The 22,193-nt window shown below is 67.8% G+C and carries 20 protein-coding genes; 8 read left to right on the top strand and 12 right to left on the bottom strand.

The genetic code is table 11. The features are described 5' to 3' along the window. Window positions 1-31: 31 nt before the first annotated feature. From R3E10_17905 to R3E10_17880, 6 genes are all read right to left on the bottom strand, one after another. Entirely contained in the window at window positions 32-3,319 is a 3,288-nt protein-coding gene (locus tag R3E10_17905; GenBank protein MEZ4417635.1) for a glycosyl hydrolase, read from the bottom strand. A gap of 118 nt (window positions 3,320-3,437) precedes the next feature. After that, a complete protein-coding gene (locus R3E10_17900) occupies window positions 3,438-4,337 on the bottom strand; it encodes an SCO family protein (protein MEZ4417634.1) in 900 nt (299 codons plus the stop codon). Further along, window positions 4,334-6,058 (bottom strand): cbb3-type cytochrome c oxidase subunit I, encoded by a 1,725-nt coding sequence (locus R3E10_17895; GenBank protein MEZ4417633.1) that lies wholly within the window; start codon window positions 6,056-6,058, stop codon window positions 4,334-4,336. The genes R3E10_17900 and R3E10_17895 overlap by 4 nt, the downstream gene beginning before the upstream one ends. Further along, window positions 6,055-6,645, bottom strand: coding sequence for a cytochrome C oxidase subunit II (locus tag R3E10_17890; GenBank protein ID MEZ4417632.1), 591 nt, complete (start codon window positions 6,643-6,645; stop codon window positions 6,055-6,057). Before R3E10_17890 ends, R3E10_17895 begins: the two co-directional genes overlap by 4 nt. Window positions 6,646-6,658: 13 nt before the next feature. After that, on the bottom strand, window positions 6,659-6,838 hold the full coding sequence (locus R3E10_17885) for a hypothetical protein (protein MEZ4417631.1): 180 nt from the start codon (window positions 6,836-6,838) through the stop codon (window positions 6,659-6,661). Window positions 6,839-6,931: 93 nt separating this feature from the next. Further along, window positions 6,932-7,354 (bottom strand): Rrf2 family transcriptional regulator, encoded by a 423-nt coding sequence (locus R3E10_17880; protein MEZ4417630.1) that lies wholly within the window; start codon window positions 7,352-7,354, stop codon window positions 6,932-6,934. A 138-nt stretch (window positions 7,355-7,492) separates the two neighbouring features. Here R3E10_17880 and R3E10_17875 point away from each other — a divergent pair, with 138 nt between their 5' ends. The 3 genes from R3E10_17875 to R3E10_17865 all read left to right on the top strand — a co-directional run bounded on the left by R3E10_17875 (window position 7,493) and on the right by R3E10_17865 (window position 10,397). Then, entirely contained in the window at window positions 7,493-9,046 is a 1,554-nt protein-coding gene (locus tag R3E10_17875) for a cytochrome b N-terminal domain-containing protein (protein ID MEZ4417629.1), read from the top strand. Continuing rightward, entirely contained in the window at window positions 9,043-9,570 is a 528-nt protein-coding gene (locus tag R3E10_17870) for a hypothetical protein (GenBank protein MEZ4417628.1), read from the top strand. The genes R3E10_17875 and R3E10_17870 overlap by 4 nt, the downstream gene beginning before the upstream one ends. 89 nt (window positions 9,571-9,659) lie before the next feature. Further along, on the top strand, window positions 9,660-10,397 hold the full coding sequence (locus R3E10_17865; GenBank protein MEZ4417627.1) for a hypothetical protein: 738 nt from the start codon (window positions 9,660-9,662) through the stop codon (window positions 10,395-10,397). Between the two features lie 20 nt (window positions 10,398-10,417). On the opposite strand, the gene R3E10_17860 is transcribed toward R3E10_17865, so the two are convergent. Next, complete coding sequence (locus R3E10_17860; protein MEZ4417626.1) at window positions 10,418-13,057, bottom strand: serine/threonine-protein kinase; 2,640 nt, start codon at window positions 13,055-13,057, stop codon at window positions 10,418-10,420. A gap of 129 nt (window positions 13,058-13,186) precedes the next feature. Here R3E10_17860 and R3E10_17855 point away from each other — a divergent pair, with 129 nt between their 5' ends. Continuing rightward, window positions 13,187-13,684: a DinB family protein gene (locus R3E10_17855; protein MEZ4417625.1), complete on the top strand. Its 498-nt coding sequence runs from the start codon at window positions 13,187-13,189 to the stop codon at window positions 13,682-13,684. 30 nt (window positions 13,685-13,714) lie between these two features. Here R3E10_17855 and R3E10_17850 read toward each other — a convergent pair whose 3' ends face one another. Then, window positions 13,715-15,046 carry an FAD-dependent oxidoreductase gene (locus tag R3E10_17850; GenBank protein MEZ4417624.1) on the bottom strand — a complete coding sequence of 444 codons (1,332 nt, stop codon included), beginning with the start codon at window positions 15,044-15,046 and terminating at the stop codon, window positions 13,715-13,717. 25 nt (window positions 15,047-15,071) lie between these two features. Next, complete coding sequence (locus tag R3E10_17845) at window positions 15,072-15,557, bottom strand: cytochrome c (protein MEZ4417623.1); 486 nt, start codon at window positions 15,555-15,557, stop codon at window positions 15,072-15,074. 224 nt (window positions 15,558-15,781) lie between these two features. On the opposite strand from R3E10_17845, the gene msrP reads away from it, so the two are divergent. Further along, window positions 15,782-16,792, top strand: a complete 1,011-nt coding sequence (gene msrP / locus R3E10_17840) for a protein-methionine-sulfoxide reductase catalytic subunit MsrP (GenBank protein MEZ4417622.1) — start codon at window positions 15,782-15,784, stop codon at window positions 16,790-16,792. Window positions 16,793-16,820: 28 nt separating this feature from the next. After that, window positions 16,821-17,465, top strand: a complete 645-nt coding sequence (locus R3E10_17835) for a protein-methionine-sulfoxide reductase heme-binding subunit MsrQ (protein MEZ4417621.1) — start codon at window positions 16,821-16,823, stop codon at window positions 17,463-17,465. A gap of 86 nt (window positions 17,466-17,551) precedes the next feature. Here R3E10_17835 and R3E10_17830 read toward each other — a convergent pair whose 3' ends face one another. Together R3E10_17830 and R3E10_17825 are read right to left on the bottom strand one after the other, a co-directional pair. Beyond that, the gene (locus tag R3E10_17830; GenBank protein ID MEZ4417620.1) at window positions 17,552-18,295 is read right to left on the bottom strand and encodes a PadR family transcriptional regulator; all 744 of its coding nucleotides are present in this window, start codon (window positions 18,293-18,295) and stop codon (window positions 17,552-17,554) included. Window positions 18,296-18,426: 131 nt separating this feature from the next. Next, window positions 18,427-19,590, bottom strand: a complete 1,164-nt coding sequence (locus R3E10_17825; protein MEZ4417619.1) for a PQQ-dependent sugar dehydrogenase — start codon at window positions 19,588-19,590, stop codon at window positions 18,427-18,429. Window positions 19,591-19,746: 156 nt separating this feature from the next. On the opposite strand from R3E10_17825, the gene R3E10_17820 reads away from it, so the two are divergent. Further along, complete coding sequence (locus R3E10_17820) at window positions 19,747-20,247, top strand: YajQ family cyclic di-GMP-binding protein (GenBank protein MEZ4417618.1); 501 nt, start codon at window positions 19,747-19,749, stop codon at window positions 20,245-20,247. A gap of 85 nt (window positions 20,248-20,332) precedes the next feature. Here the strand turns inward: R3E10_17820 and R3E10_17815 are convergent, their stop codons facing one another. Beyond that, entirely contained in the window at window positions 20,333-20,809 is a 477-nt protein-coding gene (locus R3E10_17815; GenBank protein ID MEZ4417617.1) for a peptidylprolyl isomerase, read from the bottom strand. A 243-nt stretch (window positions 20,810-21,052) separates the two neighbouring features. On the opposite strand from R3E10_17815, the gene R3E10_17810 reads away from it, so the two are divergent. After that, the gene (locus R3E10_17810) at window positions 21,053-22,186 is read left to right on the top strand and encodes a tetratricopeptide repeat protein (GenBank protein MEZ4417616.1); all 1,134 of its coding nucleotides are present in this window, start codon (window positions 21,053-21,055) and stop codon (window positions 22,184-22,186) included. Window positions 22,187-22,193 lie beyond the last annotated feature (7 nt).

The following is a 22,193-nucleotide window of genomic DNA, read 5'->3' as shown; positions in this document are numbered from 1 at the left end:
GGCGGGGCGAACGCCGACCCCCCTGACATACTCAACTGATCACGCGCCGGCGCGCGCCCTCCACGACCACGGGATCCATCCCCAGGGAGCGGATCAGCTCGTTGAAGGCCGCCAGATCTTGCTCGAAGATGGACTGGAGTCGCGCGAGCAGCCCGTCCACCTCGGTGCGCAGCTCGTCGCGTCGCTCCACGGCCTGATCGGTGGGGCGGGCATCCACCGCGCCGAAGGCTCCGGACACGGTGTTGTACAGGTAGGCCAGTTGCGCGGTGAGCTTCCCTGGGTAGTCCAGTGGATCGTAGAAGGACCGGGACCGCGTCTGCTGCATGTCACTCTCGACCACCCCCAGCTTTGCGTTCAGGCTGTCCGCCACGTCCTGGACACGCTGGCGGTCGGCCTCGGCCAGACCCGCCTCGGTGGTGAGCGCGTTCAAGGCCGTGACCTGTTCGCGCACGGAACGGAGGTCGTCCATGCGGTCCGCCATGCGCTCGATCATGGCGCCCACGTCCCGCAGGAACTCGTGTTGGGCGACGAAGTCGGCCTGCGCGACCGCGCCCCGCGGATCCGGCAACACCGTCAGCGTTTGCCGTTGGATCTGGTCACCCATCGCCAGCGTCACCGTGTATTGACCGGGGGGGGCATAGGGCTGGGCGATGCTCCCGAACAGCACCGTGCCCTCCGGCAGCCGCGGCTGTGGATACTGCAGGTTCCAGGCGATTCGGTGCAGTCCGCGGGTCTTGGGGAGGAGGTCCCCGCCACCCGAGAACCCGAAGAGCTCGGCCAGGGCTGCGAACGCGCCCAGGTCGGGGCCCTGCGATTGCTCGCTGGAGAAGGTCTTCGCCGTATCGCCGCTGGCATCGGTGATCGTGATCGTGATGGGTCCCTCCACGTCCCCGGCCAGCGAGTAGTGGATGAAGGCGCCGTCCGGTGGATTCTGGGCCCTCCGGCCCGTGGGTCCGGCACCGGGTGCGCCGCCGCCGAAGAAGGCGCGGACCGCGGGGCGGACTGGGTACAGGTGTGCCGACTCGGCCGTCACAGACGCGCTCAGACTGTGCAGCGGCGTGAGGTCGTCCATCACCCAGAACGAGCGACCCTGCGTGGACAGCACCATGTCCTGCTCGTGGATCTGGATGTCCGTGACCGGAGTGACGGGCAGGTTCCGCTGGAACGACTGCCAGCGGGCGCCGTCGTCGAACGAAACATAGAGCCCGAACTCGGTGCCTGCGTAGAGCAGTCCGCGGCGGTCCGGATCCTCGCGTACCACCCGCGTGAAGTGATCGGCGGGGATGCCGTTGGTGCCGTCGGTCAGCAACCGCCAGCTCTGCCCGTAGTCGTTCGTCTGGTACAGGAAGGGACGGTTGTCGGAGTCGATCCGGTAGCGGTAGGCGGCCACGTGCACGCGTCCGGGCGCGTGCGCCGAGATGTCGATGGCGTTGATCGTGGCGTTGGCGGGCAGGCCCGGTGGCGTGACGTCCGCCCAGGTAGCGCCGTTGTCCCGCGTGACGTGGACTCGCCCGTCGTCGCTGCCCGCCCAGAGCACACCACGCTCGCTGGGGCTCTCCTCCAGGGCGAAGATGGTGCCGAACACTTCCACGCCCGTGCCGTCCGATGTGATCGGACCGCCGGCGAAGCCCTGGTGCTCGGGATTGTCGGTGGTCAGGTCGGGACTGATGACCTCCCAGGATTGCCCGCCGTTGGTGCTGCGATGGACATGTTGTGAGGCGTGATAGAGCACGTTGGGGTCGTTGGGCGAGATCCGGATCGGTGCATTCCACTGGAAGCGGTACCTGAGGGTCTCGATCTCCTGTGCCATCTGCAGCTGCGGGTAGGCGAGGATCTCACGCTGTTGACCCGTCTTCCGGTCGAAGCGCGTGATGCTCCCTCCGAAGCAACCGGCGTAGACGATGTCGGGGTCGCGTGGATCCACAGCCACGTGACCGCTCTCGCAGCCACCGACCTGATACTCCTGCTCGAAGTCGCTGATTATCACAGGCGACACCCGGCTGGGAACCGACACGGTGCTGTTGTCCTGCTGCGCACCATAGATCCGGTAGGGGAACTGATCGTCAACCGCGACGCGGTAGAGCTCGGCCGTCGGCTGATTGCGCTGTGTGCTCCAGGTACGCCCACCGTTCAGTGTGACGGTGGCGCCGCCGTCGTCCCCTTCGATCATGATGTTGGTGTTGTGGGGGTTGATCCAGAGCGCGTGGCTGTCCCCGTGCGGCACGCTGGGCGTCGGCACGAAGGTGCGCCCGCCATCGACCGACTTGTACAACAACACGTTGTTGATCCAGACCGTGTTCTCGTCCTGCGGGTCGGCCGTGATGCGCATGTAGTACCAGGGCCGATGGTAGAGCTGTTTCTCGGCCGTCAGGCGTCGCCAGGAGTCGCCGCCGTCGTCGGAGCGATACACGCCGCCCTGCTCGTCGCCCGCCTCGACGACCGCCCACACACGGTTGGGGTTGGATGGAGAGACCGTGACGCCTGCCTTGCCGAACAAGCCGCTGGGAAGGCCGCGCGACAATCTCTCCCAGGTTTCCCCGCCGTCCTTGCTGCGGTAGAGCCCCCCTTCGCTCGACCCGGAGATCATGGTCCAGGGGGTGCGCAGCGCGCGCCAGGCGGTGGCGAACAGGATGCGCGGGTTGGCAGGGCTGACCGCCAGGTCGACGAAACCCGTCGAGTCGTTGACGAACAGCACCTTGTCCCAGGTGGACCCGCCATCGTGCGAGCGGTAGACGCCGCGTTCCTCGTTGTTGCCGAAGACGCTTCCCAACGCAGCGACCCAAAGGCGGTCGGGGTCGCTGGGGTGGACCTGGATGCGTCCGATCTGGCCGGCGGCTCGCAGCCCGATGTGCGTCCAGGTCTTGCCCGCGTCGGTGGAGCGGTACAGTCCCCGTCCCGGGGAGACGTTCCCTCGGGGCTCCGCGGAGCCCGTGCCAACGTAGATCACGTTCGCATCGGACGGGGCCACCGCGATGGCGCCGACGCCGCCCACGTCGAACTGGGCATCGGAGATGTTGCGCCAGCTCTCACCGGCGTCATCTGTCTTCCAGACGCCCCCTCCGGTGTTGCCCATGTAGAAGGTGAACGGCTCGTCCGCGACGCCGGCTACGGCAGTGACCCGACCACCCCGGGCGGGTCCCACGTTTCGATAGGTCAAGGCACCGAGAAAGACCGGATCGACCGCGGGAGAAGGTGCGGCTCGTGTCTGCCCCCGTTGTGCGAGGGCGGAGCCTGGGACCACGAGGCCTGCGGCGAGAACGAGGAAGGGAAGCGAACTGCGGCGGGGCAAGGCGAGCGGAAGCCGGGGCGAACGGGACATGGACGTCCTTCCAGAAGGGCTGCGAGCGCGGCGGTCAGTCGCTGAGCAGAGTAGGGACTCCCGCCGTGCGGGGCCAGCGCGGCAGGACCGCAGGCGGGGACCCTGTTGTGCCGGCCGGCTACAGCCGTTCGGAGAGCGCGAGCACCTGGGCCATGCTGCCCGTCGAAGCGAAGGCGATCCTGCCCGCTCGGTCGATCAAGAACAGCAGGGTGGGATGCACGATGTCTCCGCTGGTGAGATCGCGCTCGCGGGGGACACCCAACGCGTCGAGAAAGGCGTTGACGTCCGCCGGATCCCCGGAGAGAGCGCGCGCACCCTCGGGAAGCATCCACTGCGCGTGAAGCTGCGGCAGCCGCGAGGGCGTGTCGCGCCAGGGATCCAGGCTGACTACCCACAGTGTGGGCGCCTGCTCGCCTTGCCGCTCCTTCAGGACGCGCACCGCCTCGCCCGCTTGGTGGACGACGGCTGGGCACACGGATTCACAATGGCCGAAGGCGAAGGTCAGCAGCATCGGTCGGCCGGCCAGAGTCCGCGCGTCGACGGATTCGCCCGCCTGATCGACGAGCCGGAACTCGGGAAGGGGGCGGTTCAGTCGGGGGTAGGTCGCCGGAGGAAGGTCGCCGGCGATCTCGACGGCGACCACGGCGGACGCCTGCCGCACCCGCAGGGCTGCGCTTGTCATGCCGGCCAGCAGAAGCAGCGCCAGCAGTGCCAGCGCACCGCGTCCCATCCGCTGGCTCCCGAGCGCGCGCAAGCCCAGGCGGACGGAGTCTCCCCAGATCACCATCAGCGCGGCGAGCATGCCGATGGGCTGGCCGATCAACAGGAGCCAGCCCGACGCCGACGGCAGTCCGCTCGGCGCTGCGTTGAAGCACACGGCGCGCGCGCGCACCAACCAATCGGCCGGTGTGGGTCCGGTGGGCCAAAGCGCCAGCGCCCACCACGCCACCGTGATGACCGACCACAGGGCGAGTCCGAGGACGCCGAGGCGCCCCCGGACCCGATCGGCCTCGGTCATCCGACCTTCCAGACGAAGGACAGCAGCTTCCAGTTCACGAAGTAGTACGTGACGAAGGCGAGCAGGAAGACGAGCACCAGGATCATGGTGCCGGGTGCCACACCCAACCAGCCACGTGGCTGGAGGTTGGCGGCATCCGCTTCGACCAGGGGACGGGGAGGACGGACCAGTCCCGGCGGCAACCCCCTGCGTCCGCTCCCGAGGCCTGCCTCGTCCGGCGCCAGCTTCCGGCCGAAAAACACCGACCACACGGTGATCACGATGTACATCGCGCCACCGACGATGGCGATGATGCCGCCCAATGCCATGACCCCGAGTACCAGGTCCACCGCGGGCGAGAACTCGGGCCGGAACGGAGCGCCCAGGAACGTGATGTCCGCGTGGCGGCGGGGGACGCCGAACGTTCCCGCGAAGGTCATGGCCATCGAGAAGATCAGCATCCCCAGAGCGAAGAAGTAGGGCTGCAGACGGGCCATGCCGAAGAACGCCACCTCCCGGCGGAAGATCAGGGGAATCACGTAGTAGGTGACGCCCATGAAGGCCATCGCCGTCCCGGAGACCACCGTCGCGTGGAAATGACCCGGAATCCGCAGCGTGTTGTGAGCGATGATGTTGATCTGCTCGGTCCCGAAGGTCACTCCGGTGATTCCTCCCACGAAGCCGAAGATCACGAGAGAGAACATCAAGGAGCTGAACCCCGGGTCCCCCCAGGGCGCACGGCTCAACCATCCGAAGAGCCCCTGCGTAACACCGCGCAGGCGCTGCCCGATCTCGATGCCGGCCGGTACCGTGAAGCCGTGGATCATGCTGGCCAGCACCGCCATGTACATGAAGTAGGACGTGTTCCACACCTTCCACGAGGGTCCCATCCCCGGGTCGACCAGCAGGTGGTGGGCCGAGGCCATGGAGATGAACAGGACGTAGAGTACGAACGCGGACCGGCTCACCTTTTCGTTCAGCACCACGCCACCCACCGTCAGCGCGCCCAGCAGATACCAGATCGAGACCATGGCGGCGACGTTGATCTGTTGGGACGAGTGGCCGAGCCCCCACCATACCAGCCGGTACATCTGTGGATTGATGTCCATCAGTCCCATCGACCACAGGAACGTGGGGATGTAGATGATGGCACCGTGCAGGAGGGTGATCGCAGCGATGATCGCCGCCGTCAGCGCGCCGAACGTCACGAGTGGGACCGAGCCCGTATGCGTCTTCTCCCGCCGGGCCACCACCAGGGTCGCGAAGAAAAGACTCACGACCAGGATGGCGCCCACGGCGAAGAGGATCACCCCCAGATAGAAGGCGGGGTGGGCGCGCAGCGGTACATACGACGTGAAGAGGACGTCGGCCCGACCGGTCCACATGGTCCATTCGACCAGAAGCGTGCCGAGTACCATGAGACCGAACGCCACCCAGCCCAAGGAGGGCATCGGCACCCTGCTGTTCAGCAGGACTGCGGAAGCGAAGTACAGGACCGCCATCTCGAAGAACAAGATGAAGAAGATGAGCATGTTCATCCCGTGCACGGTGAGCATCCGGTAGAACAAGGATGCATCGAGCAGGTGCACGGCCTGCCAGCGCGTCAGGAGCACCAGCAGTGCGGCGATGCCGCCCACCAGCAGCGCGACCGTGGCGACCACGGCGTTGGCCTTGATCAAGGCGTCCGCCTGGGAGTGCACCTTCAGGCCTGTGCTTGGGCAGGTGCGGAAGGTCGCGCTCATCGCCCACCTCCTGGATTCGCAGAGGAGGGAGCCGGTGCAGCGGCGGTCTGGGTGGGCACCACGATCACCTTGCCCACCATCAGGTGATGGCCGACTCCACAGAACTCGTTGCAGACGATGTGAAACTCACCGGTGATCGTCGGCGTGACGCGTAGCCCGTAGTCGAAGCCCGGAACCACCTGGAAGTTGATGTTGAGCGGGTAGAGACTGAACCCGTGGTTCACGTCGGTGGACGACAGGTGCAGGGTGTATTCCGCTCCCTGTTGCAGCTGGAGCACAGGTCGCCATGACCACATCGACGCCTGCAGATAGATGTCGCTGCCCGGAGGCGGCGCCACCACCGGGATGTTTCCGTCGCTGCCGACCTGGTAGTCGCGAATGAACTGGTCGACGCGTTCCTGGAACGCGGGAGCGTCCACGGTGTGGCGGATACCGGAGGGGTTCTGGCCACCACGCAGGTGCCAGAGCGGCATCATCGCGAAGAGGATCAGGCACCAGACGAAGGCGATGCTCACCCAGATCTTTTCCGATCCGTGCACCTTGGTCCACCAGACGCCTTGGGGGGCGTCCAGGCCACTGTGGTACATGCGTGCCTCCTTCTCAGGGCAGCGGGGCAGGTGTGAGCGAGAGGATCTCGAGCAGTCCCCATCCGGTGTAGAACACGAACATCACCACCACACCGATCAGGAGCAGGACGAAGGGGCGATCGAAGAGGCGCTGCCCCAGCGGGATCTTGGAGTCTTCGTGCGGATGCGTGGCGTCAACCTCGGGTTCGCTCATGGTGTCTCCGTCGGGAAACCGGGGAAATAAGAAACGCCGGGGCCGCGCACTCGGCGCGGCTCCCGGCGTGGAGATGCGGGTCGGGAGAGTCGGTCAGCGAGCGGGGGGCGGCGCCTCTGAAGCGAGGAGGGTTGCGAGCGTCGTCTCGTGGAAGAACACCCGCAGCTCCTCGGCCAGCGCGCGCCAGCGGCCGTGGGCGGGGCAGGGATGCGTGTCGGAGCACTGCGGTCGACCCAATAGGCAGGTACGGTCCGTGGCGATCGGATCGACCGGGTCGACGACCTCGCCCAGCGTGATCTGGTCCGCTGGGCGGGCCAAGCGGAAGCCACCCTTGGGTCCCCGGCTGGAGGCGAGGACTCCGGCTTGGGTGAGGCGGTGCAGGATCTTGGACAGGTAGTTCCGGGGCACGTCCAGCTCGTCCGCGAGGACGTCCACAGACGTGGCCCGCTCGGCGGCGTTCTCGGCGATGTGCAAGGCTGCCCGCAACGCATACTCGGCCGTCCGCGAGAGCTTCATGGGCGTCCCCTCGGGTGGCAGGGGACTCTTGAATTTTTCATGATATTGTGATGTATTGGCGACTTCGCAAGGGCAGGTGACGACGGCCCCGGAGGGTACCGGCGTCCGAGGGCGGATCGGTACGAGGAGATTCCATCGGTGGCAGGTCCTTTGACACGTGCTGCGCGGCGGATCCTCGCGGTGGTGGATGCGCAGGTCAACCGGTTGTACACCTGGCGCTACAATCCGCTCTACCAGTCCGGGGCGCTGGTTGTGGTGGCACTCGCGACCATGCTGCTGACGGGGTTGTATCTGCTGTTGTTCTACCGGATCGGCGGACCGTACCCGTCGGTGGAGCGGATCTCCACGCAGATCTGGGCGGGCCGCTGGATGCGGGCGTTGCACCGCTATGCCGCCGATCTGGCCGTGCTGGCGGCGGTGGCGCACGCCGTCCGACTGTTCCTGCAGGGAAGGAGCTGGGGGCCCAGGGTCCTGGCGTGGACCTCGGGAGTTCTCCTGGTCGGACTGCTGTACCTCTGTGGCTGGACGGGCTACGTCATGGTCTGGGATCCACAGGCCCAGTTGCTGGCCACGGAAGGCGCTCGCCTCCTGGACGCCCTCCCTCTGTTCTCGGAGCCCCTCGTTCGCGTCTTCGTGGGGGAACAGCCGATCCCGGGGGCGTTCTTCTTCCTCAACCTCTTCGCGCACATCGCCATCCCGGTGGGGATGGCGGGCATGCTGTGGCTGCACGTCTCCCGGGTATCGCGTCCCGTGCTGCTGCCTCCCCGGCGCCTGTGGCTGACCGTGGTTGGGGTGCTTTTGGTGCTTGCGGTCGTGTGGCCTGCGCCCCTGGAAGGCCCAGCCAATCCATTCCAGCGCCCCGAGTCGCTGTCGTTGGATCTGCTCTACGGATTCTGGGTCCCCATTCAGTTGCGGCTTGGTCCCTGGTCCGGTTGGCTGCTCCTGGTGGGCCTGCCCCTGGGAGTTCTGCTGGTTCCCTTGGCTTCGCGGCCACGGGCGTCCGCTGCGTTGCCAGCGAGCGTGGTGGAAGAGCGCTTCTGCACGGGCTGTGAGCAGTGTTTCGTGGATTGTCCCTTCGAAGCCATCTCCATGGTCGAGCGGGGCGACGGCCGCGCCACGCTCGTGGCCCGCGTCGATCCGGCGCGTTGCGTGAGCTGTGGCATCTGCGCGGGCTCCTGCGCGCCCATGGGGGTGGGCCCTCCAGGGCGGGACGGCCGAGATCAACTCGTCGATGCCCGGGCCTTCCTGGCGAGGCGCGGGCCAGATGAACGCGGGCCCGTGGTCATCGGGTGCGCCAACAGCGGCGCCGGTGGGCCCCGGAGTCCGGCAGGGGACCGGTTGCTGGTCTCCTGCCTGGGAAACCTGCACACATCGATCATCGAGATCCTGGTGCGATCGGGAGTCCCCGGGGTTCTGATCGTCTCCTGTCCGCCGCGCGATTGCTGGAGTCGGGAAGGCCCGGGCTGGCTCGATCAGCGCATCTACCACGACCGGGAGGCGGAGCTGAAAGCTCGCGTCGACCGTAGACGCGTGCGCGTCGTGTATGCGTCCGCTGCCGAGGGCTCCCGCGTGGCCCGAGCACGGGCGGCGTTCGAGAGTGATCTGGCCGACCTCGCGCGCCCGGTGACCGAGGAGGCGGTGGAGTTGGATCAGAGCTGCGAGCCGCCCGTCACGAGCGGTGAGCCCCGATGAGCGGCGCCCGGCCCGCGCTTGCGGGATTGTTGGTGATCGTGGCGGGAGTCTTCACCGCCGGCGTCTCCCGGATCCCCTGGGCGGGGGGAAACGACCAGGGTCGTCTGCGGCTCTCCTGGAGGGTGGTGTCGTCCGCAGCGGAAGTCTGTCGGCCTCCCACCGAAGACGAGGTCGCCGGACTTCCCGCCCATATGCGGCCGCAACGGATCTGCGAGACGCGCGCCTCCGCCCACGACCTCGAGGTGCGACTGGACGGGGGGCGGGCCTTGAGTCGGACGCTGGAAGGCTCGGGCGCGCGGGGAGACAGCCCCATCTACGTGTTCGAGGAGATCGCGCTCCATCCGGGTCCGCATGACCTGCACGTGATCTTCACCGTCGATGGCGATCCATCCCGCACGCTGGAGCTCGACACAGCGGTCGTTGTCCAGCGCCGTGAGACGGTACTCCTGACCACGGATGCGGCGGGCGTCCTCGTCCTCAGGCGGGACCGATCCCCAACCCCGGCGACAGCCAGAACTCCCTGACGGTTCTGAGCCCGACATCGCGTATTGCGGGTGGGGCCCATCACCGGGCGGCCCTGACGGCGATGAGACGGCCCAGCGCGGGAGGCGCGATGAAGCAGGGGGGAGGGAGGAACATCCAACGACGCACGTGGACGACGTGGCTCGCAGGTGTGCTGGCCGCGAGCACCTTGGCGGCCTGCGGCGGCGATTCGGAGGGGGCCGGCCCGGACAACGCGCTGTCCCAGGCGGAGGCAGCGGTGGTGATGTCGATGCTGCTCTCGGTCTACACGCCGTCGCCTTCGACGCCCAGCCCCGTTCAGGCCGGAGGAAATGGGAGTGCCCGGGTGCCCACCGTCACCCTCATCGCCGACACCACCCAGAACAGCGCGGCCTGCCCGGCGGGAGGCGCCGTACTGGTCCTGAACGCGGATTCCATCCGGGTCGTGACGGACACGCGGTTGAACCCGCATCCCGACACGCTCTTCGCCACCAACTCCAGCTGGGGTGGACGGACCGAGGTGGAGACCCGCTACCAGGGCTGTGCCACGCGCGACTCCCAGGGCAACGTCTGGACGTTCGACGCCACGCCCGGGCTCACGTTCGGGATCGACTTGTCAGGAGACATCGATCTTGCGCGGCTCCTGACCGGCGCCACGCTGTCCACGTCCTCGGTCAGCTGGGACGGGCTGTGGGCGGGAGCGTTCTCCTGGACGAACGGAAGTCGGTCGGGCCAGTGCACGGTCTCGGTGCAGATGATGTCGGCCACGACGGTGGTGGGGGGTGCAGCCAGCTCCACCTACAGCTACGTCGGGCAGATGTGCGGACTTCCGGTATCGGTCACTTCCTGACGATCCGCGTTCGTTGTGACCTAGCGTTCAGCGGCGGCCAGCGAGTCCACCCCGGCCTGCTCGCGCCGGAAGCGCTCCGCGTCCTGCGGTCGGCCCAACGCATCGTAGGCGGACGCCAGGTCGGTACGAGCCGCCCTGAGCCAACTGACCGTCGGCTCCATCTGGGGGCGTACGATGTCGTATCCGGCGAGGAGCTCTCGCTCGGCCGCGGAGGCGCGCTCCTGGCGTAGGAGCACGCGCCCGAGCTTGATGTGGGCGATCCCCGTGTCTACGTGCTCGGCACCGCGTGCCTCTGCAAAACGCTCGATGACGTCGCGGAAGATGGCTTCGGATTCCGTCAGCCGTCCGGCCTCCATGTAGGCGTTGGCAAGGTTGGAAAGGCCGATGCCCACGAAGTAGTGCCGAGGTCCGTTCGCCTCCTCGTAGATGGTGACGATCCGCCGGTACGCCTCGATCGCCTCGTCGAAGCGTCCCTTCTGCAGCTCGACATAGGCGAGATCCCCCAGGGTGTTGGCCTGTCGGGGGTGGTTGGGTCCCAGCACGCGCTCGCCGACCGACAACGAGCGTCGCAGCAGGGGTTCGGCGTCGTCGAGCCGCCCCTGGTAGATCAAGTTGTTGCCCAGCATGCGCAGGGCGGAGGCCACCTCGGGGTGCTCGGGTCCGTGGTAGCCCTCGAAAATGGACAGCGCCTGGCGGAGTAGCGGCTCAGCGGCGTCGTAGCGCCCCCGCTGGTTCTCGTTCACGGCGAGATTGATCAGTCCGTCCGCGACATCGGGATGGCGCTCACCGTGCAGTCGCCGGTAGATGGCCAGGGCACGGAGGTTCAGCGAGTCGGAGGCGTCGAGATCCCCCGCATAGAACTGCGTGTTGGCCAGCGCTGCCAGGGCACTGGTCAGATCCTCCTCCCGGCCGGGCTGGGCTTCCAGCGCACGCACGGCCTCGCCGAGGAGGGTGATGGCCCGCTCGTACTCGCCCCTCCCCTCCAGCGCGCTTCCGAGGCCCGTGAGACTGCTGGCGATCCGTGGGTCGGTGGGGGGGCCCTCGGCGCGCTGCAGCTCGAGGGCGCGCTGGAAGATCCCCTCGGCCTCCTCGTATTCTCCTTGCTGCAGCCGCAACTCGCCTTCAGCGACCAGCGCTTCGGCCACCGCGTGCGGATCGGCCGGCGTCAAGGCCTGGCGCAGGGCCACCGCGAGCCCCAGCAGCGAATCCGCGCTCGCATACCGTCCGAGCTGGGTGAAGATGCTGCCCAACGTCACGTACATGTCCGCTTGCTGGGCGGGGTCCGCATCCAGCAAACGCGCCTGTTGCACGCCGCGATCGAGGAGGGTCAGCACTCTCAGAGTATCGGAGGGCCCGATCTCCTCCTGGCCACCCGTGAACAGGCTCTGCGTAAAGGCCTGGATCCGCTGCGTTCGCTGTGCCTCCGCCAAGGCCTGGTCGCGTGCGTCCGCGAGCCGCCACGTGTAGAACCCGACCGTGCCTGCGAGCGCCGCCATCGCCGTGGCCACCCCGGTCAGGGCCCGAGTGTTGCGACGCGCGAATTTGCCGAGTCGGTACAGGGCGGAGTCGGGTCGTGCCTCCAGGGGCTCGTCGGCCAGGAAGTGGTCCACGTCCCGCATCAAGGCCTCCACGGACGCGTACCGTCGCAGCGGGTCGCGATGCATGGCGGTTCCACACAAGATGTCCAGCTCTTCCCATTCCGGTCGGGTGGGACCGGGGGCCGATGCTGGGTCAGCGACGCGCGAGGGCGGCGGCGCGCCGGTCTCCGTGATGGCGCGCTCGGCTTGCGCTGGAGTCAGGGACTGCAGATCGAAGGGCGGACGTCCGCTGAGGATCTGGTAGAGGAGCCCGCCCAGCGCGTACACGTCGGTGTAGACGCCCAGCGGCTGACCCAGGATCTGCTCCGGGGCCGCATAGGCCGGGGTCATGAGTGCCAGCCCCGTGCGTGTCCGGTCACCGACGCCATCGAGGGAGTCGAGCTGCTTGGCGATCCCGAAGTCCAGGAGCTTTGGCGTACCGTCCTCGGTGACGAGCACGTTCGACGGCTTGAGATCGCGGTGGATGACCGCGCGGGAATGCGCGAACCGCACCCCTTCGCAGATGGCGCGGAACAGGTGCAGACGCTCGTCGATCCGGAGTGGGACCTCGGCGCAATAGCGGTCCAGGGGCCGACCCTCGACGTGCTCCATCACGAAGTACGGTGTGCCGTCCGGGAGCACGGCCGCATCGAAGATGCGGGCGATGCGCGGGTGCTCGAGTTGGGCGAGCGTGCGTTGTTCGCTCAAGAACCGCTCGCGCCGATGGGGCGAGAGCGCGGCGTCCCTGAGCACCTTGATGGCGGCGCGCGCCCCCAGATCGGGCCGCTCTCCCAGGTACACCACGCCCATGCCGCCCTGTCCCAGAACCCGGAGGATCCGGTAGGGTCCGATCTGGGGCATCTTCGGTATGGACCCGTCGAGTATGGAGTCGGCCACCACGCCGATCTCCCGGTCCAGAAGCGAGCCCGAGCGAACGTCTTCGGCGAGGAGCTCGAGGACCTGCTCGGCATCCTCGGGTGCGCCGGCACAGCGCTCGCGCACGAAGCGGTCGCGTTGCTCCAGCGGTAGCTCCAGAGCGGCGTGGAAGACGTCCTGGATGTGAGCCCAACGTCGGGGGTCCATGCGCACCAGACTACTTGTGGGGGACGCGCAGGACCATACGTTCGCTCTGCCCGGCACCGGGTGGAGTGGGGCGGGCCTCCGCAGGTCCCCGGGGGCCAGGGCGAGCGCTTCCTTGCTTCAGGAGGTTCCGTGATCGACGAGATCCGTGAGTTGTACGCGTACAATCGCTGGGCCAACGAGCGCATCCTTGCCGCGGTCGTCCAGTTGGACGAGGCGGCTCTGGGTCGTGACCTGGGTGGCAGCTTTGGAAGCGTCCGTGACACTCTCGCGCATATGCTGGCTGCCGAGTGGATCTGGCTGGAGCGCTGGACCGGGCGTTCTCCGCGGTCCCTGGATACCGGCTGGGACCTCTCTGGCCTGGCTGACATCCAAACCCGCTTCGCCGAGGTCGAGGAACGACGGGAGCGCTTCCTGCAGCAGCTCGACGACGAAGCGCTACACGCGGAGCTGGACTACCAGAACACGCGCGGCGAGCCGTTCCGCTCCGCGTTGTGGCGCCTGCTTCGCCACGTGGTCAACCACGGGACCTATCACCGGGGACAGGTGGTGCACCAGTTGCGACAGCTGGGTGAACCCGGCGTCTCCACCGACATGGTCCTGTTCGACCGAACCCGGACCGGTGCGTGACCCACGGCGCCCCTGTCGAACCAGGACCGGCTAGTCCTCGCCGCGCCTGCGCCGCGCCTCTTCTCGCCGGCGCTCCTCCTCGAGGTCGTACTCCTCCTCGGGGAACTTGAACGCTTCGATGAGTTCGGGATCGGTCTCGGTTCCCATGACGCGTCCCGCGATGTACTCGCCCAACACAGGACCCTGCTTGAAGGCCTCGGCGTTCCCGCCTCCGGCGAACCAGACGTTCTCCGACCCTGGCTGACGGTCGATGATGAAGTTGCGGCTGACGCTGCCCTCGTAGTGACAGGCGCGGGTCTCGTTGATGGGGAGCTCGGCAAGGGCCGGGAAGTAGGTTCGCAGGATCTCCCGCGGGCGCTCCTGCGCATCCAGGGGCACCCAGCGGCTGCTCGTGTCCGGATCCTCCTCGGAATGACCGCCTACCCGGATGCGGAAGCCGCGGAAGTCCGGAGGCAGAGCCGGCCAACCGGTGCACCCGGGCACGTTGTAGCTGGGTAGATTGGGCCACTCGTACGAATGGTCGCCGGGCGGCGTGGCGATGTAGAGCACGTGGCCCAACGTGGAGGCCCGGATGCGGCGCCCCATCTGTTCGGGGAAGACCTTGGGGAACCAAGGCCCCAAAGCGAAGACGAAGGTGTCCCCCGTCACGCGCTCGCCGCTGTCCAGAACGATCTCCGACAGCGTCCCGTTTTGGTTGGCACCCAGGGTGGCTCGGCCGATCTTGATGGTCCCACCCTCGCGCTGGAACACCTGGGCCACCGATTCGATGGCGCGGCGGGCCCGCACGACTCCGGCCGAGGGCTCGTAGATCGCCACCTGCATCTCGTCCGTGGCGATCACGGGCCAGCGGCGCCGTACTTCGTCCGCATCGATGATCTCGTGCTCGTGCCCCATCACCTTCCAGTTCTCGACCGTCTGCTCCAGGAAGGGCTCCATCTCGGCGCGCAGGATCACGTCACCGGTCGTGAAGAACAGCGGCGGCAGCAGATCTCTCGCGTGCTCCTCGTCCCAGGCCTTCCAGCGGCGCATGGCCTCGACCGCCCACTGACCCCACTGCAACCCTTGCGGGCGATCACCGTAGCTCGAGCGCACACCGCGAGTCTCGCCGCCCGAGGTGGAACGCGAATTGGCGGGGCCGTACTGGTCGACCAGCGTGACCGTAGCACCCATCCGCTGCAGATGGAGCGAGGTCCAGGCTCCGAAGGAGCCGGCGCCCACCACCACCACGTCGGAGGCCTGTCCACTGCGGACCAGGGGTGCGCGGCGGGGGGCTGCCTCCACCGCCTCCGGGCGGGCGCCCGCGAGCGTAAGGCCGGCGCCAGCGCCGGCCGCCTTCAGGAAGCCACGGCGATCGATGGGCACGTCGGAGTCTCCTTGTGGCGGCGGGCTAGCGATCGTTGGTCGACGTCATGCGATGCGTGCGCAGGACGTCTTCGTCGGGCGGGAGCTCCACGTCACCCTTGGGGAAGTCGTTCAGCTCCAGGATGTAGGCGACGACGTCGACATACTGCTGCGCGGTGAGGCTCCCTGGATTGTCCTCGGGCATGTTGTCGACGATATGGCGAAAGAGGTCGCCCACCGACCGCCGACCCCAGGAGAACATGAACTGACGACCTCGGAACTCGGAGGTGGCGTGACATTCCGAGCAGGAGACGTCGAACTGCTCCTGGCCGCGGTCGGCTTGACGGGCCGTGTAGATCCCGGCATTCGCACCGGTCACCGCGGGCTGGGCCGCCGCCGGCGTCGCGGTCGGCGCCGAGGGCTGGGCGGGGCCGGTATTGGCGGGCGTGCCGGACGCGCACCCCGCGAGACCGGCGAGCAGGACCAAGGCAAGACAGGGGGAGGGGCAGCGCGCGGAGGATCCAGGCGTCATGGCACCGATGGGCTGGAGTGGAGGGGGAACGCCAACGCTAGAATCGATGCAGGGAGCAGGCAAGCGGCTCGGCGACGGAACGTCCCCCTTGTTCCATGGAACGGCCCGGCCGCGCGAAAACGGCTTGGTTGCGCGCTCGCTGGCTGGAGGGAACCTTGCGATCCGAGGGTGCGTTCTACGATGGACCCCGGAACGGGGCCAGCCCGAACCCAGGACAGGAACCCATGCTGATCCGGACCTCCAAGGGAATCCCTTCGTCGGAGATCACTCCCCGTGGCCTCTATGTCGACCGCCGCGACTTCCTGAAGGTCGGCGCGGGCGCGCTGGTCGCGGCAGGTGCGCTCGAACATCTGGTCGGGCCGGAGACCCTTGCCGCGCAACAGGTGCCGGCCGGTATTGGGGTTCCTCTCCTCCGCGAAGGCCAAGAGCCGGTTCTGCGAAACGGGCGTGGGGCGTTCGCAGGGTTCAAGGACGAGCAGGGTGATACGCTCACGCCGTACGACGACGTGACGAGCTACAACAACTTCTACGAATTCGGCACCGGCAAGGGCGATCCCGCCAAGAACGCGGGTCCTTTCCAGCCCAAGCCCTGGACGCTCGAAGTCGGTGGCCTGGTGGCCAAGCCGGGCTCCTACGGGCTGGAGGAGTTCCTCAAGCCGGCCAGGATGGAAGACCGGATCTACCGCCACCGCTGCGTGGAGGCCTGGTCGATGGTGATCCCCTGGAGGGGGGTCCCGTTGAAGGACATCCTCGCGCGGGTGGAGCCCACGCCCGCAGCGCGATATGTGCGATTCGAGACTGTGGTGCGTCCGTCGGAGATGGTGGGGCAGCGCCGCCCGATCCTGGATTGGCCCTACGTGGAGGGACTTCGTCTCGACGAAGCCATGCATCCGTTGACGCTGATGGTGACCGGGGTCTACGGAGAGGACCTGCTCAACCAGAATGGGGCGCCGCTCCGGCTGGTGGTGCCATGGAAGTACGGGTTCAAGGGTGTGAAGTCGATCGTGAAGATGGACCTCGTCGCGGAGCAGCCTCTGAACACGTGGCAGGTGCAAAACGCCCGTGAATACGGCTTCTTCGCCAACGTGAATCCGGAGGTCGACCATCCCCGTTGGAGTCAGGCTCGGGAGCGCCGCATCGGCGAGCTCCGCCGCCGGCCCACGTTGATGCTCAACGGGTACGCCGAGCAGGTGGGCCAACTCTACGCCGGCATGGATGCGCGGCGCCTCTACTGAGGCGACCGCGCCCCGGTTTCGCTTGCCCATGAACGCCAAACGAGAAGCCCGTCTGGTCCGAGGTCTGGTCTGGACCCTGGGGTTGTTCCCGTTCGTGCTGCTCGCGTTGCGCGTACGCCGTGAGGGGCTGGGCGCCAACCCCATCGAGACGCTGATCGAGTTCAGCGGCCACTGGGCCCTGATCCTTCTGCTGGTGACCCTGCTGGTCACCCCACTGCGTCGCATCAGCGGGCGCAACTCCCTGGTCAAGGCGCGTCGGCCGCTCGGTCTGTTTTCGTTCTTCTACGCGACGCTGCACATGCTGACCTACCTGGGGCTCGACCAGACCTTCGACTGGGGATTCATCCTGGAAGACGTCGCCAAGCGCCCCTACATCACCGTGGGCACGGCGGCCTTTCTCATCCTCACGGCGTTGGCCGTGACCTCGACGCAGGGATGGACGCGGCGACTGGGACGTCGCTGGCAGAAGCTGCACCGGTTGGTATACCTGGCTGCTCCGCTCGTCGTGATCCACTACTGGTGGCAGGTGAAGGCCGATACCCGCTGGCCGCTGGTGGCGGCGCTGGTGTTCGCCGGACTGATGGCGCTCAGGGTGCTGTGGCGTCGCCCGGGGCCGCGCGCTTCGGCCGGGCCGACCCGCAGGGAGGGGCCGGAAGTGGTGGTGGGGGTCTAGGCGACGACGAGGTACCCTCGGTCGCTGTGTGAGAGGCCCCGGCCGCCCGAAGGCGACCGAGGCCTCGTTCGTCTGCGGCCAGGGCGTCAGGCCGGCGCGCCTTCCTCCTCGGGGGGAGTGCCCTGCTCGCTCGCGGCAGCCCGTCGTGCCTCGGCAGCCTCCCGGGCCGCGTCGCGGGCGCGCTGGGCGGCCTGCTGGGCCTCCCGCGCCGCTTCCCAGGCGGCCTCCTTGGCACCGCGCGCCGCCTCGCGGGCGGCCTCCCGAGCGGCGCGGCTGGCGTCACGCGCAGCGCGGCGCGCTTCCCGGGCGGCGCCGCGCGCTTCCTCGATGCGCTCCGAGGCGGAGTCCAGGATCTCCTTGACGTGGCCCATGAAGTCCGCGTCCTCGGTCCACTTGAATGCTCCCTCGAAGGTCTCTTCGGCCAGCTTGGAGAACGAGTCCACCAGGTTCTTCATGTCCTGACCGAAGAACTTCTCCGTGGCTTCGCGGATGCGCTCATCGATCTTCTTGACCTTCTCCTCGTGTTCGGCCAGGTACGCCTCCCCCTCGGGGGTGACCGAGTAGACCCGCTTCCCGTCCTGCTTCTCCGAGGTGAGGAACCCCTCGTCCTCGAGCATCTGCAGGGTGGGGTAGACCGAGCCCGGGCTGGCCCGGTAGCAGCCTCGGGACTCCTCCTCCAAGGCCCGCATCACCTCGTATCCGTGCATGGGCCGACCGGCGATCACCTTGAGGATCATGAACTTCAGGTCCCCGCGGTCGAAGAGCCCGCCCCGGAACCGTCCACCGCCCAGATCCACCCACTCGCACCCGAAGAACTCCGAGAACCGCATTGATCCCTCCTCGAAGGGCCGCCGTCGCCTGAGCCGATATATCGAATACTATCCCTCACGATATATCGGAGTTCCAGATCGACTACGGGAGCGGTGAGGCTGGAGTTTCGAAGGAGGTCGCGGAGACGGCACTAGGGTGCCGGAGCGATACGGTAGACGAGCCCACTCAAGCTCAGCGCGTAGACCTCGCCGGCGGCGTCGATGCCGAACGAGGAGAGATTGGGGACCTCAGGCAGGTCGAGCTGTCGCTGCTCCGTGGCCACGCCCCCGGACAACAGGAAGCTGCGAATCCAGCCGCCACAGTAGTCCCCGTAGAGATAGCGTCCCTGGAGGGAGGGGATGCGTGCGCCCCGATAGACGTAGCCTCCCGTGACGGAGCACCCCTCGGAGTGGGAGTAGACGACCACCGGATCGACGAGGTCCTGGGTGGCGCAGCCCGCGGCTGCGAAGCACTCGAGTCCCTCGCGGATGCGCCACCCGTAGTTCAAGCCCCCCTCGGAGACGGGGCGCGCATCGATCTCCTCCCATTGGTTCTGGCCTACGTCACCGATGTACAGCGTCGAGCTCGGAGCATCGAACGAGAACCGCCACGGATTGCGGAGCCCCCAGGCCCAGATCTCGGGGCGCGCACCTGCCTCGCCTACCAAGGGGTTGTCTGGCGGAATATGGTAGGGCGGTGGGGAGGAGACATCGATGCGCAGAATGGAGCCCAGGAGTGTGCTGGTATCCTGTCCCGAGTTCAGGGGATCGCCGCCGCTGCCGCCGTCTCCCAGACCGATGTAGAGGTATCCGTCGGGACCGAAAGCCAGTTGGCCTCCGTTGTGGTTGCTGAACGGTTGGTCGAGTTGCAGGTACACGCGTTCGGACGCGGGGTCCAGGCGATCGGGGTCGGCTGCACGCTCGAAGCGCGCCACGCGCGTGTCGCCGGCCGTGTTCGTGTAGTAGACGAACACGTGGCCCGAGGTCGAGTAGTCGGGCGCGAAGGCGATGGAGAGCAGGCCCCGCTCTCCCCCCGACCCCACGCGGGCGGCGATGTCGAGGAAGGCCCCGGGCTCGAGCTGCCCATCGCGGACGATGCGGACGCGCCCGGGCTGCTCCACCACGAACAGGCGGGGATCGCCGGCGAGGCCGGTGAGGAACACCGGTGCCTCGAGGCCCCTGGCCACCTCCTCCAAGGCCAGTCCGCTCTCCAGGGGCGGTGGGTCGGAGGGGTTCCCGCAGGCGGCGGTGCCGGAAAGGAGGGTGGCGATCGCCAGGCGGAGCCGGCTCCGGGTCCGCGTGCGGTGCAGCCGCACCGGCCTGGGCGGAACACACGGGTCGGTGGACGGTGGTGCGGGGCGTGTGCGCATCTCCAACGGTACCCGCCCACCCAGTTGACCGGTCCTCGGGGTCCGTGTTCCACTTCGTGCGTCCCCGCCAGCGGGCGGCTCGCACCCTGAACGGATGGATCGATGGCCGAGACCTACTCTTTCGACGTGACGACCGGAGTCGACCTGCAGGAGGTCGACAACGCCGTCAACCAGGCCCTCAAGGAAATCGCCCAGCGCTTCGACTTCAAGGGCACCCAGTGCACCATCGAGCTCGATCGCAAGGAAGGCGCGCTCAAGCTCGAGGCCGACGACGAGTACCGCCTGGAGGCATTGCTGGGCGTGCTCAAGGAGCGCATGGTGCGTCGCCAGGTTCCCGTGCGGAACCTCGATCCAGGGAACGTCGACGCAGGCTCCCTGGGCCGCGCCCGCCAAGTCATCCGACTCAAGCAGGGCATCCCCTCCGATACCGCCAAGGAGATCGCCAAGGACATCCGCGATCTGAAGCTGAAGAAGGTGCAGGCGCAGATCCAGGGCGATCAGCTTCGCGTGCAGAGCCCCTCCCGCGATTCACTGCAGGAGGTGATCGCGTTCCTCAAGGGCAAGGACTACGGGGTCGAGCTGACCTTCGGGAACTACCGCTGACGCTGGGGCGGGCCCCAGCGTCCCGGGGCCCGCGGGTAGGCTGTTCGGGAGTGCGTCGGGCGCAGGCGCACCCGACCCGGGCGCATCACTCGGGGGCGCTTTCCAGGCTGACCTTCTCCATGACGACGTCGGTGCGCGGCCGATCCCCCGCGCCCGTGGGCGTGGATCCGATCTTCCGCACCACGTCCATTCCATCGACGACCCGCCCGAAGACGGCATGCTTGCCGTCCAGCCAGGGCGTGGCGGCCAGGGTGACGAAGAACTGGGATCCTCCGCTGTTGGGCCCGGCGTTGGCCATGGAGAGGATCCCTGCGTCGTCGTGGCGCAGCTCCTTGTGGAATTCGTCCTTGATGGTGTGCCCCGGGCCACCTCGACCCGTACCCGTGGGGTCGCCGCCCTGGATCATGAAGCCGTCGATCACCCGGTGGAAGATGACGCCGTCGTAGAAGTCCTTCTCCACCAAGCTGATGAAGTTTCCGGTGGTCAAGGGAGCCCGATCTTCGAAGAGCTCGATGCGGAAGGTCCCGAGGGTCGTGTCGAAGCGGGCGATGCGATTGGCCACGTTGTCCGGTCTCCGGTCTGGGCTGCGCTGCTGGGATAAGGCGCAAGCTCACCGATCCAGGCCGCCCGGACCAGGGCTGCCCGGATCTACTTGTCGCTGTTCGGTTATTGTAACTAGCTTGGACCCCCTTGACGTGTACCGCGTCGGGACCCGGGACGGTTCCCCGGCGCGCCCCCTCAGGCTTCGGGGCGTCCGCGGCCTGCGTCCGGGGTTTTCGCTCGTGGCGCGGGCCCTGGAGGTGTTTTGAGATCGGCTGGTCGAAGTCTTCTGGGCGCCTGCCTCGCTTTGGCGGTCACCGCACCCCTCGCGGCGCAGCAGCTCCCCATCAAGACCGCGGTGCCGGAGCGCACGATCGGCATCTGCCCCGCCATCGAGGCGCCCGACCCGGGTCTCGTGACGGAGGCCGACCGCCAGGAAGCCGCGCGCCTGACCACTTCGGCCACCCAGGCGGCCATCATCGGGGATCATCAGCAGGCGCGCTCCCTGCTCCGCCGTGCGGCCCGGCTCGACCCTCTGGACCCAGATGTCGCCTACCTGCTGGCTCGGGCCAGCGACGAGGTCTCCGACCGCCAGGGCGCGCTCGAGGAGTACTGTCGCTATCTGAGCCTGGCGCCCGAGTCGGCGGAGTCGGCCGAGGTGCAGGCCCGCGTAGCGGAGCTCGCTCCCGACCCGGCGGCCGCCTACTCCGAGGACGCCATCCGCCAGTTCCGCCTCGGAGTCAACAGCTTCCAGTTCGGCCGGGCCCAAGGGGCGGAGGTGGCCTTCACCGCTGCGATCGAAGCGGCTCCCGAATGGCCGGAGGCCTACTACAACCGGGGGCTGGTCTACGCGCAGCTGGGGCAGACCGCCCTGGCCACCAGCAACCTCGAACGCTACCTGGCGCTCGCTCCCGAGGCGGAAGACGCGGCCGCCGTACGCGCCGCCCTGGAGCGGCTGGCCAATCCGGTGGCTCGCTTCAGCCCGGGCACCGCCCTGGCCGCGGGGGTGTTCCCGGGCGGAGGTCACTTCTATACCGGAAGGCCGCTGATCGGGGCGGTGGTCCTGGGGGCCGTCGGTGGGTTGGTCGCCTTCGGAGTGCTCTCCGACGACATCGTGATCGAGTGCCGCTCGATCCCGGTGAACAACGTGTGTCCCCCGGGCGACATCGCCGATCAGACCAGCACCCGGCCCTATCTGGCTCCCGCGCTGGGAGTCGCCGGGGCGCTGACCGTGATTACCGCCATCGAGGCCTACCGCGGCGCGAAGCGGCGCAATGGCGACGTGAGCTCCCTGGTGTCGGTGGATACCGAAGGGGGAGGGGGGCTGAGGCTGGGGGTTCCAGCGGTCTCGGTCGGACCCACGGGAACGCGCATCGAGCTCTTCCGATTGCAGCACTGATTCGGCA

Source organism: Gemmatimonadota bacterium, assembly GCA_041390105.1.
In the GTDB taxonomy this organism is placed as follows: Bacteria; Gemmatimonadota; Gemmatimonadetes; order Longimicrobiales; family Gaopeijiaceae; genus JAGQIF01.
Note: the sequence above shows the minus strand (reverse complement) of the source record. Positions and strands in the feature narration are given on the sequence as shown.